This is a genomic window from Mariniflexile sp. TRM1-10, assembly GCF_003425985.1.
In the GTDB taxonomy this organism is placed as follows: Bacteria; Bacteroidota; Bacteroidia; order Flavobacteriales; family Flavobacteriaceae; genus Mariniflexile.
Genome location: NZ_CP022985.1, coordinates 4,461,378 through 4,478,541 on the forward strand (window position 1 = coordinate 4,461,378; position 17,164 = coordinate 4,478,541).

8 protein-coding genes and 1 pseudogene are annotated in these 17,164 nt (G+C 37.8%); all 9 read right to left on the reverse strand.

The features are described 5' to 3' along the window. Positions 1-61: 61 nt before the first annotated feature. Positions 62-943, reverse strand: a pseudogene (locus CJ739_RS20790) (alginate lyase family protein); the annotation flags it as partial. A gap of 233 nt (positions 944-1,176) precedes the next feature. Beyond that, positions 1,177-2,412: a DUF5013 domain-containing protein gene (locus CJ739_RS18420; protein ID WP_117177990.1), complete on the reverse strand. Its 1,236-nt coding sequence runs from the start codon at positions 2,410-2,412 to the stop codon at positions 1,177-1,179. A gap of 33 nt (positions 2,413-2,445) precedes the next feature. Further along, on the reverse strand, positions 2,446-4,248 hold the full coding sequence (locus CJ739_RS18425) for a RagB/SusD family nutrient uptake outer membrane protein (protein WP_236951553.1): 1,803 nt from the start codon (positions 4,246-4,248) through the stop codon (positions 2,446-2,448). An 11-nt stretch (positions 4,249-4,259) separates the two neighbouring features. Then, positions 4,260-7,493 carry a SusC/RagA family TonB-linked outer membrane protein gene (locus CJ739_RS18430; RefSeq protein ID WP_117177994.1) on the reverse strand — a complete coding sequence of 1,078 codons (3,234 nt, stop codon included), beginning with the start codon at positions 7,491-7,493 and terminating at the stop codon, positions 4,260-4,262. 1,513 nt (positions 7,494-9,006) lie between these two features. Next, positions 9,007-10,887, reverse strand: coding sequence for a glycoside hydrolase family 97 protein (locus tag CJ739_RS18435; protein WP_205419375.1), 1,881 nt, complete (start codon positions 10,885-10,887; stop codon positions 9,007-9,009). Positions 10,888-11,290: 403 nt separating this feature from the next. Continuing rightward, a complete protein-coding gene (locus CJ739_RS18440; protein ID WP_117177996.1) occupies positions 11,291-12,610 on the reverse strand; it encodes a sugar porter family MFS transporter in 1,320 nt (439 codons plus the stop codon). 30 nt (positions 12,611-12,640) lie between these two features. Beyond that, positions 12,641-13,909 (reverse strand): glycoside hydrolase family 88 protein, encoded by a 1,269-nt coding sequence (locus tag CJ739_RS18445; RefSeq protein ID WP_236951554.1) that lies wholly within the window; start codon positions 13,907-13,909, stop codon positions 12,641-12,643. A gap of 411 nt (positions 13,910-14,320) precedes the next feature. Beyond that, entirely contained in the window at positions 14,321-15,928 is a 1,608-nt protein-coding gene (locus tag CJ739_RS18450) for a glycoside hydrolase family 43 protein (RefSeq protein ID WP_205419376.1), read from the reverse strand. A gap of 26 nt (positions 15,929-15,954) precedes the next feature. Next, the gene (locus CJ739_RS18455) at positions 15,955-17,154 is read right to left on the reverse strand and encodes a BT3233 family polysaccharide utilization protein (protein WP_117178002.1); all 1,200 of its coding nucleotides are present in this window, start codon (positions 17,152-17,154) and stop codon (positions 15,955-15,957) included. Between the last annotated feature and the right edge of the window lie 10 nt (positions 17,155-17,164).

Consider the following 17,164-nt stretch of genomic DNA (forward strand, 5'->3'; position numbering starts at 1 on the left):
AGCTGTCGTATTCTTCAAAAAATGGTGCATCGAGCGAAAGTGCGCCGGTACGAGCCACATATTCCGCACCTTTCAGAAACCTATTGTCGTCATAGCTATACAGGTCCACTCCCTGGTTCCATGCCAGTTGGCAGGTATTGGCCATCAACCCGATACCCAGCAGGGCGTGTGACTGGTCCCTTCCGGATTCCTGCCATTGGCCGAAGTTTCCTTGGACAAAGGGGACAGCATTTTTGATGCTGCCAGCCCCGATCCCATTCTTGAAATACTCAATGCCCTCGTTAAAAATATCACGGTCATCCACAAGGATACCAATCGCTACTAGTGCGGAAATATTGTTCAGGTCCCAGTTTGCCCAATAATATGTGGGGCAGGCACCGCGATGGTTGGTCAGGAAGTCATGGCTTACAGGGTAGAAATACTCCTTCATCATGAATTTGAATTTCTCAAAGTCCTCTGGAGCCCAGCCCTCATAGAGCCTCATAATCTCTGCCCCCATGGCCATTGCCGTAAAACCTATACCTCCCAGCCCCAAGATATCCGTATTTCCTCCTGAGGGTATTTGGTTAACGGTATGGGCATAGGCGTTGTATATGCTTATAGCCTTCTCGGCATGGGCCACATCCCCTGAGATGTACCAGCGGAGCGCGTTCAGGTAAGCCGCCTGTGCGTCCCTGTTCATATTCTGTCGCTGGTTGGCGTTTTCCCTAACGCCACCAGATATGCCATAAGAGGCACTCGATTTTCCATCGGAAACCAGTGCATTCCAGCCTTCTATCCATGGGCTTTCCCCAGCAGCGACTTTCTCTTTCATACGGTTGAGGTCTTCAAGGGAATGTAATCCCCCTGGATGCACAAACTCCTGTGCGGTAGCCTGAAAGGCTAGTAAAAACCCAACCAAAACGAGACATAGGTTTTTTGTTTTGCGTAGTATTGTTTTCATTGTTAATAATTAATTTATGTTCTATACTTTTAGAACGTTAAAAAAAATTTTTGTAAAAATTATCTCTCACTACTAGTGAAATTTTTATTTTTTTGTTTAGAATTATTTAGTTGGTGGTATCGTTGTATAGTTGGTGGTATCGTTGTATCTATAAAATTTTCAAAAGTTTAAACCTTTGGATAAATTAAAATTAGAAACACCCCTTAATTAAGGGGTGTTTCTAAAATAAATATTTAGTTTTTAACTAATTTTATCCAAGACACTTTAAAATATCCAGCTCTCGCATCGGCTCCTGCCATATTTACAAGAAGCCCTATGGAAACCTTTTTAGAAGTTTCTAAAGTAAAATTGATTTCTTCAGTCACATCTCCACTATTTGGTGAAGTCGTGTCTATTGGTGTTTCGTTCCAAGTTTCAGCATAAGCAATCGAAGTAGCCAAACCAGCTAAAGACGGGATTCCGTCTCCTTCTGCCACTATCATATGTACAGAAGAAATAGGCTTGTTCTCTGAGAAATACTTGAACGAAAGTGTATAATCTCCTGCAGGAAGCTCATAGGCGGTTTGTTGATAAACTTTTCCGTCTGTGATGGGTGTACTGCCCCAAGTTTCGAAGCAGATATACCCTGGCTGTGCTCCTCCCCATGGTTCACGACCCCATCCGCCAACTTTCACACCATCACCATTTGTTTTATTCTTGATAGCCTGATTTGTAACCCAAGGAGCTCCTTGTGTTCCATATCTGGCATTATCAGGCACCAAAACATCAAAATCCGGATCAAAAAGCCCTCCAGCTTCTACATCTCCAGTATTTGCTAGGAAATAAGGTGTAATATCGCCCGCTGCAGTAGGATTAATAATTACGGTAGAGCCTATCACGGTAGAACCTCCTATAGTAAGGTCTATATATCCTGTTGCGAACCCTTCAGGAGCAGTCACTTTTATTTCATTATCCTGTACAGAAACAATCTCTGCAGCTGTGCCGTTAAAAGTAATTCCAAGAGCAGTTGCATTAGTACCAAAATTACTTCCAACAATGGTAACCACATCTCCTGGAAAAACAATATTTGAACCATTTTCGGACTGAGCGGAAACCATAACTGGCAACTGCTTTACCGCATACGAACCTATGGAATCTTTAACATGTGTCCATACCTGAACAGAGAGTTTCCCATTGGTTGCACCTTGGGGAACCCTTACTTCCATTATGTTGTCTTGATAACTCACAAATTCGGTAACGAGTTCTCCGTTGAAGCTTATTTTTGCAGCTTCAAAGCGATCTCCAAAATTACTTCCCGTAATGGTAACTATAGAGCCAGGATATCCTTCACTTGGGGAAAACCCATCTACAGTAATTTCGGGGTATGTTACTAAATCTGGATCGTACTCATCCTGACACGAAACTATAGCCACAAATATACTGGCTAAGGCCAAAATACCTATTTTATATCTAAAACTTAATTTTTTCATTTGTTCTTTTTTAAAATATTACACACTACGAGATTAATACCCTGGGTTTTGTAAAAGGTTCTTGTTCAAATTTACTTGCCCAAGCGGGATAGGGAATAAATATTTAGTACGCGACCAACTTTTATTTGCAGAAGGAATCAATACGATAGCTTTTCTTGGTCCCACTCCAGTTTCTACAGTTTCTTCGCCATACTGGTATGAGCTTGGGTCGTAAAGATCTGGGTTATTTTCATAGTCGGTTCCCTCAATAATCTGTCCGTATGTAGAAGCTCCTAGTTCCTGCTCGGCTATACCCCATCTTCTTAAATCGTTAAACCTGTTGTCTTCAAGGTATAGCTCTACCGCTCTTTCCCTACGGATCTCTTCTAGAATATCCAACCCGTAAGTAGATGCCATAGCGTTGGTTAAGGCCGCAACACCCGAGCGTTCCCTTACCTTATTAAGTGATTCGTTCAATTGACTGTCTGTAATAGTGCCATTCAACTCATATAATCCTTCAGCGTACATTAAATACACTTCGGACAAGCGGATATATGGAAAATCTGCCGATTCCTGATTGGCTTCCCTATAATTCGGATAATCAAATGACCGGAATTTACGGTTGCCATAATAAACGCCCCCTCCCAAAAGTGGAACGGTTCCTTCTACGATTTCCACTTCTTGTTCATTACCTCCTGTGTAGGCATACAACCTGTAATCGCGATTGTAAAATTGCTCATAATTTGATTGATAGCCTTGGAATAAAGGCGACTTGTCTACAGGCAACCCATCGGTACATAAGAACATATCGGTAAACTTTTGATTTACTGAAGAATAGTAAGACGCATGGCTTATGTTTGTATTTCCTTTTTTCAGGTTAAAATCATATTTGGCATAGAAAATAAACTCCTTATTGGTAGCCTTATCAAGCCCTGCAGGATTGGACTCCCCGTCTTCTAAGTTGAATAAGTAATACATGGTGAGATTATTCAATTCTTCATTATAGTTCCATAATTCAAATCCTCCATTATCCATTACATCTTTAGAAAGATCTACGACCTGTTGAAACATTTGATTTGTTGATGGGTATCCACTTGGCATACTAGTTCCAGCTCCAAAAGAGGTGCCATCACCATCGGTAGAAGTCCCTACATATTTTTCCCAAGTGGCTTCAAACAATAGTGCTTTTGCCAATAACGATTGAGCAGCCTCTTTGCTAATATGTCCTTTTTCTGCCGATGAAATGGACGATTCTCTTGGCAGTCCATCTATGGCAGCTTCTAAATCTTCTTTAATTAGGGCAAATACTTCGTACCTGCTGTTTCTTGTTCCATATAATTCAGGTGAATCCACATCGAGTACCTTAGTAATTAGCGGTACCCCACCAAATCGTTTTAACATAAAGAAATAATGATATGCTCTAAAGAATTTTGCTGTAGATACATATTCTGCTATTTCTTCTTGTGTTCCAGAATAGGCTTCAGCTTTTTCTAAAAGAATATTAGTTTCCCTTATATATATATAAGAAAGCGCCCAAACATCATCTGTAGTGTTGGGGATTATATCGCCTACACCATGACCGGTGCCATATCCATTTAAGTCAGATCCCCTATCTAAAAGAAGTTGCTGTGCATTACCTCTAATTCTTGTGGTTTCGTCAATTTTAACATCCCAACTCCATCCCCATAGACCGTTATAAAAGTCGTTGGAATAATTCCTAAAATGATCAGGGGTCTTGAAATACAATTCCTCTGAAAGTTTATCTTGTTCTACTAGATCCAAAAATTCTTTCTCGCAAGATACCGATGTCGCCAACAGCACCGCAAACATTAATTTGATATATGTTTTTTTCATCATCTGTTTATTTTTTAAAATGTTACGTTTAAACCTAATGAATATGTTCTGTTAAACGGATAAGAACTATTGGTACTCTCCCCAAACTCTGGATCAAATCCATTTTTAATTTTAGTAATTTCGAATAAGTCGTTTCCTGAGAAGTAGAATCTAAACTTATCAAAATTCATATTTCCAAGCTTAAAGTCCCTTAAGGTATACCCCACAATTAAGGTTTTCATTCTTACGTACTTGTTGTTAAGCATCATAAAGTCGTTATTTTTCCAATTCCACGCCGCTTTTCCTGGATGAGCCGACATTCTTGGATATTCGGCATTCGGGTTTTCCTCTGTCCAAGTTCTTCCCAAAAACTCTGAGGTTTGGTTAGACCATACTGTTGAGAATGGGTATGCCAAGTAACCGGTACGTACCACATTTTGCTTTAAAGCGCCTTGGAACAAGGTAGATAGGTCGAAATTTTTGTATTGAAACCCAAGATTTAAACCAAAGGTATAATGTGGAGTCGCATCGCCCATAAATTTGACATCGCCATTTCCTTCATCATTATTTCCTATACCTAGTATTTTTCCGTCGCCATCTAGGTCTAGTTTTCTGGTGTCTCCTGGTCTTAGACGCACCGCTGCGTTGCTGGCATCGGGTATTTCGCCTCCATTGCCATAAGCATCGTAATATGCCTGCACCTCTGCTTCATTAGCAAAAAAGCCATCGGTTTGGTACATAAAAAAGGAATTGATAGGATAGCCTTCTACTATGCCATTTAGACCAGCATTGTAAGCTGAGAACCCTCCCATACTTGTTACCCTGTTTTTTGTATCACCTATATTAAAGGCTACATTATATTTAAAATCACCTATTTGATCTTTATAAGACAATACGGCTTCCCAACCATATACTTTTAAAACTCCATCATTGGTTTTTGGAGCTTTACCTCCCAATACCTGTGGATACTCAACAGATATAAGCATCCCATCGTTCTTTTTGGTAAAATAATCCCATGTTAGCGATAGCTTACTATCTAACATTTTTATTTCCCAACCATAATTTGCCATACCGATACGCTCCCAAGTACGGGTTAAACTGGTTAGACCATTAACGTAGGCCGTGGTTTGATTTGATGCCGTGGTACCAAACACCGCTGTTCCCAAACTCATGGATGAAGTATAATCATGATTTTTAATACCTACCTGGCCTCCCATTTCGCCATAACTCGCTCTAACCTTAAGGAAATCGAGTCCATCTATGTTTTGTAAGAATGGTTCTTCAGTAAGTACCCATCCAGCAGAAATACCTCCAAAATTGGACCATCTATAATCTTCATGAAACTTAGACGACCCATCTCGTCTTCCGGTAAGTTCTAAAAGATACTTGTTTTTATAGTTATAATTAAAACGGGCAACATAAGAAAGTAGTCCCCAATTAGAGGAACCACCTGAGTTCTCTACTTTTTGATCTAATAAAGCTACATCTAGGTCGTACACCCCATTGTCTTCAAAGCCTTGACGATATCCTCTTAAATCATCGGTTGTTCTCAATTCGGCAGTAGTTCCTGCCATCACGCTGAAATTATGGTCGTTCCATAATGTTTTATTATAATTAAGAAAAGCTCCGTAGGTTTGATAGGTAACATTCCCTTTTTTCTTTTCGAAAGAAGACGTAGAATTCACTGATTCCGGTGCCAAATTGCCAAACCATGTATATTGCGGTACCCTTATTTTATAAACTTCCTGATCCCAGAATTCCTTATCAACACTTCCTGTTGCCCGAAAATTTAAATCATTGGTAATATCGTAGCTAAGTGCTATGTTCATTTTTAACTGGTCGGCATAACTTTCGTCCCTTCCTCCTTCAATAGTATTTGCCACAGAATTTCTGTTTCCGGCCACGCCAAAGTTAGCATACCATTGACCAAAAGGGTTTTTAGCTGGGAAAAACGGCGGATCGTTAGATATAGAGGTTACTCCCAAACCACCTGACGGCGATGATAGCCTTGACCTGAAATAGGAAATCCCGGTTTCTAGTTTCACCTTATCTGAAAGGGTAAAATCATTGTTTAACCTAACATTGTATTGCTTTTTTCCATCGTAAGCCGTTTGTAAATTCCCCACACTTTCTGAATAACCTACCGACAAACGGTACTTTGACTTCTCTGTACCTCCTGATAAGCTCAAATTTTGCTGATTGGAAACCGACGTATCATACATGTCGTCGAATCTTGGGTAATTTCCTATAAAAATATCGCCCCAATATTGTGTGGTATATATACCTTCCTCTCCACTTTGCATTCTTTCGAGGGTTTCCCTGTTTCTCCATCCCCAATATCCAGCATTAACCCCATCCTGGTCTGTACCGTCCAACCAAACCGTTGCGTATTGCTGCATGGTTGGTGTTGGTGGGCGGATACCAATAGTATTGAATCTTAAGTTGCTAGTGAAATTAACTGTCATCTTTCCAGAAGTCCCCCTTTTTGTCGTCACCAAGATTACCCCGTTCGATGCACGCGATCCATAAATAGAAGCCGCACCATCCTTTAACACACTTATTGATTCGATATCATCTGGGTTTAAGCTGTAAAATGCTTCATCGTCTATAACTGGCGAACCATCTATAACAATTAAAGGTCCTGCACCTGGTAACAGATTTCCATTATTATCTTTATAATTTACAGAAGTAGCACCACGAATTTGCATATTTATACCTTCCCTACCGGGTCTGGATGAGCCACGTGTGATAACCAAGCCTGGAGTTTCCCCTTGCAGCGCCAAAGCAGGGTTAGTAACAGCACGGTCTTCAAAAACCTCTGCTTTCACCTGTTCTACGGCTCCAGTAAGTGTTGCTTTCTTTTGTTGTCCATATCCCACAATTACAACCTCTTCCAACAGCGCATTATCCTCTTCCAATGCTATATTAATGACGCTTTGGTTGTTTACAGGAATCTCTATCGTCTTAAATCCTATAAAGGATATCTTCAATACGGCATTGGCTGGATCGTTCACCTCTATTTCGTAATCGCCATCGAAGTTGGACACAACGCCTTTTGTTGTTCCTTTTACCATGACCGTTGCGCCTGGCAATGGCTGGCCATCTACGGCTGAAGTGATTTTTCCGGTGACTTTCGTTAAGGTTACGTCCACATCCCTGCTAATGTCATCCGGAAGGGCATACAGGTTGCTAAACATACTACATAGCATAAAAATACCAATGAGACTGCCCATCCGTAATTTTACTTTAGCAAAATAAGTTTCTTTCATAAAAAATTTAGTTTTAGTTAAAATTTAGTTTTTAGTCTTCTTCTTTTTCTTGTATTTGCTTTACAATTAATTTCTTTATATAGAAGAAAACAATAGTTAGCTTTTTAACAAAGATTTAAAAGAATTTTAGGTTACAATGATAATTATATCAGCCTTTATACGGTATCAATTATAACTCAATATTGATAAATTATCATTCATTTTATAGTTACAACACGATTTAAAGCATTAAAAAACTTACAATTCCTGTGTTTAAACCAAAATGCATTAGAGAAAGGAAAATATCATGATTATTACCTCTATTACCTTCTATTTAAATGTTACCTGAAAAAAACATATAATAGCCCCAAAGATTTAACATTATAATTAAAATTCAAACTTATGAGGAGGCTGAAATTCTCTTTTATTACTTCAATGCCAATATGGTTATTCATCATATTATCTCTCAAAAAAGATTGCGAACCTGATTATTAATACTTTAGTGAGTTAATAAAAAACAATTTAGTATATGACAAAAATCCAAATATATTCAGATGTCAGTCTGAGCGCAGTCGAAGACATTGAAAATATTGTTTTTAATAACATTTCGACTGTAGTTTATCTTGAGCCTAGTCGAAAGGCTCAATGTGACACTCTTCAGTTTTTGTCATGTAATAAAAAAAAGCAATATAAGTATGTTGGGAGTCTAGTCTTTTTTGGAATTATCTTATGTATTTTATCTTTAGTGTCCGATTAAAGATTCAAGACTTCGTTAAAAGAAAATAGAGATAAAGAGCCTTTATCACTGTGTTGGCAGTGAATTGTAAAAGTTTTATCGGACAACAATAGTATTTTATATGAAGCTGACTTAGACAAAGTATCATACTATTTAATCTTTGAAATGACCACAATAAAACATCCATGATCTTAGAGACTGTTTAAATTTTGTTTTTGGAATGTTTTATAGGGTATTTTTTCGTCAGACAGGGCCGAGCGTATAAAAAAGGTCTGGGAGACCTTTTTAGCGAAGGAGCCAGGCTGCCGCGAGGGAGAGGTACATAGCTACGAACCGAAAAATAGCTGAAGTATGGCGGAAAAAGGCACATAAAAGAACCAAAGGATAAAACTTAAACAGTCTCTAGGAGTTGTAAAGAAATAACCTATCCATTTTGGCTTGTCCTTTCGCCCTTTTTTATATGACTATATTATTTAGTTCACTAAACTCTTATTTGTTAATGGTGTTCACTGATGTGCTTCGCAGTTGTTTTTTAAAGGTCATATAGAACATCCTACATAATCATTCCTTTAGGAAACAAGACTTTGCCTTGGATGTTTCTTCGATGTAAATTCTTTAAGTAGCTAAGGCTATTACTCATTGCTTGTTATTGCTTTTTTTAAGGTATTCGTGAATGCTTTGCATTTTGCATCATATACGCCTTGAAAAAGAACTAAATCACTGCGCCAATTCCGTACACTTTATTTCTTTACAACTCCTTAGTTAAGACCTCGACAATCGGTCAACAAAGTCCAATTTTTACTGCGCTCTTATCCATATTGCCATGCCTCCTGAAGCTTTTAGAGGCAGTTTTATCTTTGACTTACTGGTCAGTTTTTTCTGTTTCAACGACACTTGCGTCCGGGTGTTAATGGATTCATCATCCTGATAAAAGGTAGCAATATACTTTTTACCTTCGTCAAGGAAGTTAAAATTCAATTCGATTTCGCGAGCGTCATTGTTCGTAATCCCTCCAATGAACCATTCGTTGCCAGAGCGTCTTGCTGTTACGATATATTCTCCTATCTCCCCTTCTACCACTTTGGTATCGTCCCATATCGTAGGTACCTTTTCAAAAAATTCAATTTCAGGTTCGCCTTGGTAATCGGAAGCTTTGTCGTACCAAAACAAGGTTTGCAGTGGACTATACATAATTACAGAAAGGGCCAGTTGGTGTGCATGTGTGGTTTTGATGCGAGGTATGTAGTAGCATATGGTATAGTCTCCCATGCCTGCAATACCCCTAGTAAATGGCAATATGGTGTTATGTGTTGCATCAGGCATTTCTTCATTGCCACGAATACCTTCTACGGTCATGATATTGGGCCAGGTACGCTGCTCTCCTGTGAGGCGAAATTCATCATGAATATTGACCATAAGTTGATTCTCAGCTGCCCACAGCACCGATTCGTGCAACCACTTCGTCCAGCGATGTGAACCCACCTGAACAAATCCATATTTCACACCCGCTACGCCCCATTTTTTGTATAGTGGAAATAGCTCAACATCCTGTTTAGCCAAGGCTTGCTGATTGACATATAAGAATGTGCCGATTCCTTTCTCTTTTCCATACGCAATCAATTCTTTCAACCTTAAATTAATCCGTTCCTCTTTGGCATCTGTTTCCCAGCCAACATGTTCGCCATACCAACAGCAGTCGATTAATAAATACTGAAGATTATGTTCAGCAGCAAAGTCTATCCATTCTTTAGAACCTTTATCCGTGAGGGACTTATCTCGAACAATTTTACCAGGTTTAATCCATGAATCTCCGTTAATTTTCGAGGGCACATTCAGGTTTAGTAAAATATCGTTATTCTCAATCAATTCACCCGGAGTCTCTGCCGCCATGATGACCCGCCACGGTGTGTTGAAGTATGGTACTTTATCTACAGATTCATAGAGTACTGTTTTTACGGTATTGGGTTTATTTCCAGCCAGTTCAAATTTGGTTCTGACAAAATCTACCATGGCTGCTTCTGCGAGGCAGGCATACAGACCGTTTTCCAGTTCTAAAGTCAAAGGTCTTTCACTTTCGGTCGGCCAATCAGACAAAGGCATTTTGGTAAATGGCCCTTGTGCCCAGGGTTCAAACCAGGCTTGTGTACCTTCAGAAAAAGTAAATTCGGTGTTCTCTTCAGTAATCCGGTAATAAATGCCCGTTGGGTTAGTATGGAAATAATAACGAATGGCTATACCTTCATTGTATGCCCGGATCTGAATATCCATTTTGTAATTAGCACTGGCCTTTTGCTCAAAAGTCAGTATCAGCTCGTTGTACTTCTCTTGTATAACCGAGCGTTCACCATAAACAGGCGTCCAGCTCGAATCTACCGAGTTTATTTTTGTTTCTTTCAACACCAGTCCATCCATCCACGGTACTCCTGGCTTTTCCTTAATAGCGAATGCCCATTCGGACAGGTGATTATCGAGGGAAATGGACAATTCGGAAGGTTTTATTAGGGATTTACCCCTATAATCTACCTTATACTTAATTTCTCCAGCATTATCTCTTGTTACTATCACCTTATAGTTTCCGTCTGGAGACATTAACAGTTTATGCCAATCTTCAGCCTGAACCTGATTGAAAGTAAACAGGGTCAATAACATTAAAATGAACTTGTTTAATCTAGTAACCATTATCATCATATTGCGTTTAAAACTACTCTTAACACGTTTATATTTATTTGTTTTTGTCGGTCATATATAACACCTTAATAATTATTCCCTCGGGCAACAAAACCTTACTATGGATGGTTTACATACATTGAACTCATTTAAAGTTTTTCAATTTGCTAAAAAATTGCTGATTTCAGCTCTGTTTTTGCCTTTTCTTCCTTCCGTAGCTTTTCCAACGCGACAAGCTGGCTCCTTCGCTAAAAAGATTTACTAAACCTTCTCTTTACGCTCGGCCCTAACTCAAAAAAGCCTTCAACAGAACTAAAACCCCCTAATTTTCGCTTAATTTCAAAAACTTTAAATGAGTTCATTAATTTACTTTAAATCTTCAAACAAATTCATTTGTCTCCTTTTATTTCCTCACCTATTTATTTAACATGACTTCTTGTAATTCTTCCAACGTTTTCCCTTTAGTTTCTGGCATCATAAAAACAACAAACAACAACTGAAACACCATCATAAAAGCAAAAAAGGCAAATACAGCCCCTGCTCCTATCATGGTGAACAAGACTGGAACCAATGACGGAACCACTGCTGCTAAAACCCAGTGTACCGAACATCCAAAAGACTGTCCAAACCCTCTTAAATGATTTGGGAAAATTTCTGAAATAAACACCCATATTACAGCTCCCTGCCCAATGGCATGAGCAGCAATAAAAGCAAATAAAAACAATGGCATATAACTGCCTTCCCAATTAAAAATAAAAGCACAAGAAATTAATGACAAAGAAATTATATAACCTATAGAACCTATGTACATTAATTGCTTTCTACCCAATTTATCAATCAAATAAATCCCCAACAATGTAAAAATCATATTGGTTACACCCACCCCAATACTGCTTAATAAAGCAGAACTCTCAGCAAGACCTGCCTCGGTTAAAATTCTAGGAGCATAATAGAGTAAGGCATTGATGCCTGATAATTGATTGAAGAAAGAAATTAAGAACGCTAAAACAACCGGGAATCTATATTTTTTAAGAAAAATATTTTCATTCGGTACCGTACTATCCATTTCTTCCTTAATTTCAGAAATTAGATCTTCAGGATTTACATCTGGGTTTATTGTTTGTAATACTATTTTAGCTTCTTCAGTTCTAAATTTGGTCAATAACCATCGTGGGCTTTTGGGTAAGATATATGTTAATAGTGTATAAATAGCTGCTGGTATTGCTTCTATTCCTACCATCCAACGCCAATCGTTATCCCCGATTCCGCTTAACAAATAGTTAGAGCCAAAAGCTACTAGTATACCGAAAACGATATTAAATTGATACAATCCTACCAGCTTTCCTCTATCTTTAGCTGGCGCTATTTCTGAAATATAAGCTGGTGCGGCTATGGTGGATGCTCCAACACCTAAGCCTCCAATAAACCTAAATATGGCAAAAGTAATGGGATCGTTAGCCAATCCTGATCCTATTGCTGAAATCGTATATAAAACACCTATCCATATTAACGTATTTCTCCTTCCTAGCCTGTTTGTAGGTATGCCTCCTAAAATAGCTCCCGCAACAGTTCCCCATAAGGCCATTCCAATAACCACGGTACCATGAAAAATATCACTGGTATTCCATAATAGTTGTAACTTTTTTTCGGCTCCCGAAATTACTACGGTATCAAATCCAAAAAGAAATCCAGCTAATGCTGCAATAATAGACCATATTAAAATTTTCTTATTCATCTAATTCGTCCGTTTTTTTAAACTTTTTATTCAGTATTTTAATGCTATTGAATTCAGAGGCTTACCTGCTTTCATTTTTTTCAATCTTAACAAGGCTTCCACATAATAGTAATCTGCATATATTATGGAATAATCTATTTCTGAACCAGCTGGTTTATGTCCTGTTGAATGTAATAAATTAGCGGTATTTTCATTTTTACTTTGATAATTCCTAGAAAGTTCAGCAAGCATTTGTTCAGCCTTATCAACATACTCTTTTGCCAATCTTTCATCCTTAGTATAAGTGGAAAGTTCTATAAGTGCCGAAGCTACAATGACAGCGGCTGATGCATCCTTAGGCTCGTTTGGTATTCCTGGTGCATCAAAATCCCAATATGGAATTAAATCTTTTGGTAACCGATCCAAATATACTTTGGTTACCTTATGTGCAAAATCTAAAAATTTAGGGGCTTTGGTTTCTCTATACACCATGGTATAGCCATAAATGGCCCAAGCTTGTCCTCGTGCCCACATACTTTCATCACTGTATCCTTGATGGGTAACTCCTTTTATTTTTTTCCCTGTATCTTTATCATATACCACAACATGGTAAGACGTATAATCAGGTCTAAAATGATTTTTCATGGTTACTTCGGCATGACTAACAGCTTTATTGTATAATGTTTTATTACCTCCGTTTTTAGATGCCCAAAACAATAATTCCAAATTAATCATGTTATCCATAATCGTATTGTGCTGCGGCCACTCCATATTAGGCACCTCTCTTGGCCACGACAAAATGGTCCCCACATTCGGATTATAAAGCGTAGCAAGGGTATCTGCCGTTTTAAGAATAACGTCTTTATATTCTGGGTTTTTGGTCAATCTATATCCATTACCAAAACTATTAAATACTTGAAATCCGAGATCATGATCTAAAGCTGGCGTCACCGAAAGCGGGGTTAAATATCTTGTAAATTTATCTGCAAATGTCTTAAATTTATCATCACCTGTAAATTCATACAAATACCAAAGTTCCCCTGGCCAAAACCCACTCGTCCAATCTTTATATTCCACCAATCGCCAAGTACTACTATTCGTGGCTACATTTCTGGGAAGCATTTGATCTTTAAAGTTTAGAGCTATTGTTTTTTCACTTTGGTTTACACAATAATCCAATTGTTTATCTACATTCAAACTTAGGCTGGATTCATTTCTTGATTTAGAACCCATACAACCAACCAACAGAAATGCCATAAAAATTAAACCTAGTGCTTGCGATTTAGCACCCATACTATTCTTTCTATATAATATATTCATACTCTTATCTTGGAATCCTTTTTAATTTTCTATAATTTTATGAAACCACCATTTTAGCAACAATCAAATGACAGTCATTCTTTAGATGTCTACTTACTTATTTCAATATGAAATAGCGTGGGTCAATATTAGAAAGAATAAAGATTTCGTTCTATAAATTATAATCCAAACCGTATAAATTATAATTACTATTCATTCTTTTTCATGGAAAAAGTTGCTTCAGGGTTCTGGGTTTTGTGTTCAAGGTTCTGGATTCTGGGTTCTGGGTTCAAGGTTTGGGACCATAATCTATAATTCAAAACCAAAAACTCATAACTCAAAAAGTTGTGATATTCTTTCTCTTTAAAATGGAAAAAAAAAGACCTCACAGGTTTTATAAACCTGTGAGGTCTGAGAAATGAGTTTTTTCAATTATTTTCTAACTTTAAACCAATCAAAATCGGCATAGCCGCCCATTCTAACGTTTTTTTCACTCACACAAAAAACACCCATTTTGGCACTAATCCATAAATCTTTTTCTGCGATAAAATTGGCTCCTATTTCTTTAAAGGTTTTGCCATCTTCACTGTAACTGAATACACAATTTGCGTTGGGAGCAGACACTTTCATACTTAAAAAAACAGTATTTGATTTTAACTCTTTTTCGTCAATGACTTTTTCTTTAAGCCCTTCTATGGCCTTGTTGCAAATGATTTGTTGTACCCAATATTTTTCATCGTGATAGGCTATTCCTATATATGCATAGGATTGTCCCATCATGATCAATCCAGCTGTTTTTCCTGGTGTATTCCACTCTGTAGTCAAAGTAACTTTTGTGGTGGTTTTAAAATTGGGTGCGGGCAATTTTTGCAACAATAAGTTGGGTACATTCCATAAATTTGGTTCTTCTTTTTTACTGATGGTGAATAGCCTTAAATAATCGGTTCCCGGAATCTGCGCGCTCCATTTTACAGATGCGTTTGCATACCATTGCCATTGTAAACCTGGTTTTCCATTATTAAACTCATCACTTTCTTTAGGTGATGTTATCGGCATTCCTTGTACAGGCTTTTTATAGGTAAGTATGGGTTCTCCAACGCCATTTCCATCCAAATCTTTCCCCATCACGGGCCAATTGTTTTTCCAACTCATTGGTTCTAGCCAAAGGACTCTTCCGTAAACGGCTTGATCTTGAAAATGCACAAACCAAGATGTCCCATCTGCTGATGTTACCCAAGCGCCTTGGTGTGGGCCGTTAATAGCTGTAGAGCCTTGTTCTAAAACAATTTTTTCTTCGTAAGGGCCATAAATATTTTTAGAACGCAATGCCAATTGCCATCCAGTTTCTACGCCTCCTGCTGGAGCTAATATATAATAATATGCTCCTTTTTTATACAATTTTGGACCTTCCAGTGTATGGTGGTTTTCATGGCCGTCAAACACATTTTTTCCATCATCTAAAACCTTTGTTCCCTCAGCATTCATAGTACGCATCGTTAACATACTATTAATTCCTGCTCTACTTCCTGCCCAAGCATGTACTATATACGTGTTTTCCCCATCCCATAAAGGACAAGGGTCTATAATTCCTTTTCCTTCTAAAACCAATAGTGGTTTAGACCATTTTCCATAAACATCATTGGTTTTAATCATGTACACTCCAAAATCGGGATCTCCCCAATAGATATAAAACTCATTATTATGATATCTTATACTTGGAGCCCAAACGCCTTTGCTGTGTTGAGGCATGTTAAATACGTCTTCTGGAATTTGTTTCTCTAAAGCATAATTGACTATTTCCCAATTCACCAAATCCTTGGAATGAAGAATTGGTAAACCGGGTGTACAGTTAAAACTGCTCACCGTCATATAGAAATCCTCTCCTACTCTAATCACATCCGGATCTGAATAGTCTGCATATAAAATAGGATTTGTATAGGTGCCGTCTCCATTATCTGATTGCCAAACTTTAGAGATGTAATTTTGTGCAAAAAGAGAAGGCACAAACATAATCCAGATTAGAAAACTATGTCTTTTCATTAAATAAACAAGGTATGTTTTTAAATTCATTTGTCTTTTACTACTGATATTTTTAACGGATTCCCTACTATCTTAGCTTGTCTTTCTAACAGTTTATCCCAATCTTCCAACGTAGTAACCTGTCCACTTTTCGTCCATCCAAAACCTGCATAATAAGTAAGTGTTTCTTGTGGTTTTGTAACCAATAGTACCTGACTTTGATCTGGTGTCTTCGACTGATGGTTGAACGCTTTTTGAACTTTGTTTGGTTCTATTACAATGCCTTCACCTACATAAGCATCATTTATAGGCTCCCAATGCCTGAACCAACCCTCTTGTTGATTCAATTTAACTTCCCCTTTTCCATCGTGCAATGTTATTCCAATGGTATAATTTGGAACTTCTTTTTCTGCATTTAATTTTATTTCAAATTTTGAAAAATTACTACCTAAGTCTAAAGAAATTCTTTTGGTTTCTTTCACTTTATAATCACTCCAAGGCGCATAGTCCAACTCAAAAACAGTTCGTAAGGGCCCTGTGGCTATGGTTCTACAAGCGATAAAGTTTTTTGAAACGTATAAACTGTCGTTTTCCCAAATACCAAGACCTCCAGTACCTCTACTTTTCCCAACGTGATAAGGGTCGTAACCTTCTCCATGATCAATATGATAATACCCTTCGGTTTCTAGATTTTTTGCATACCATTTATCTATAATAGAATATTCTACACGCTTTAACCAAAGATCTATTCCACTGGATAATGTACCTCCATATTCATTTTCTTCTATTCGACGTTGCGCTTCCGGTCCGTAGGTTCTAAAAGCAACTTTATCATTTTCCCATGTGTAATCATCCGTTCTTTCAGGAACTAGTCTAGAAAAAGTAACTGCTTTTGTTTCTTTAACAGGATTTATACTATCAACTAACACTACATATTTTTCTGAAGAATTAGCAGCTACTTCTGCTTGAAAAAGAAGGGCATCGGTAACTCCATCACTATCGCTATCCAGCAATTGGGTAATTAAATAGTCTTGTGAACCTTGTTTTTTTACCCTGATATTTTCTTGACTTGTACTTTTTAATAATCCTGATAGCTTTTCATAGGGAATCTCCACGACTTCATTTCGTGAAAAGTTCTGATTGTTTTCAACTTGAATAGTTAGTTCTTGCTTCGTGATTTGGTTTTTGCAAGAAACGAACATCCCAATCATTAATAGCAATGCTGTTATTTTTACATAGTTGTACATATTTCTTTAT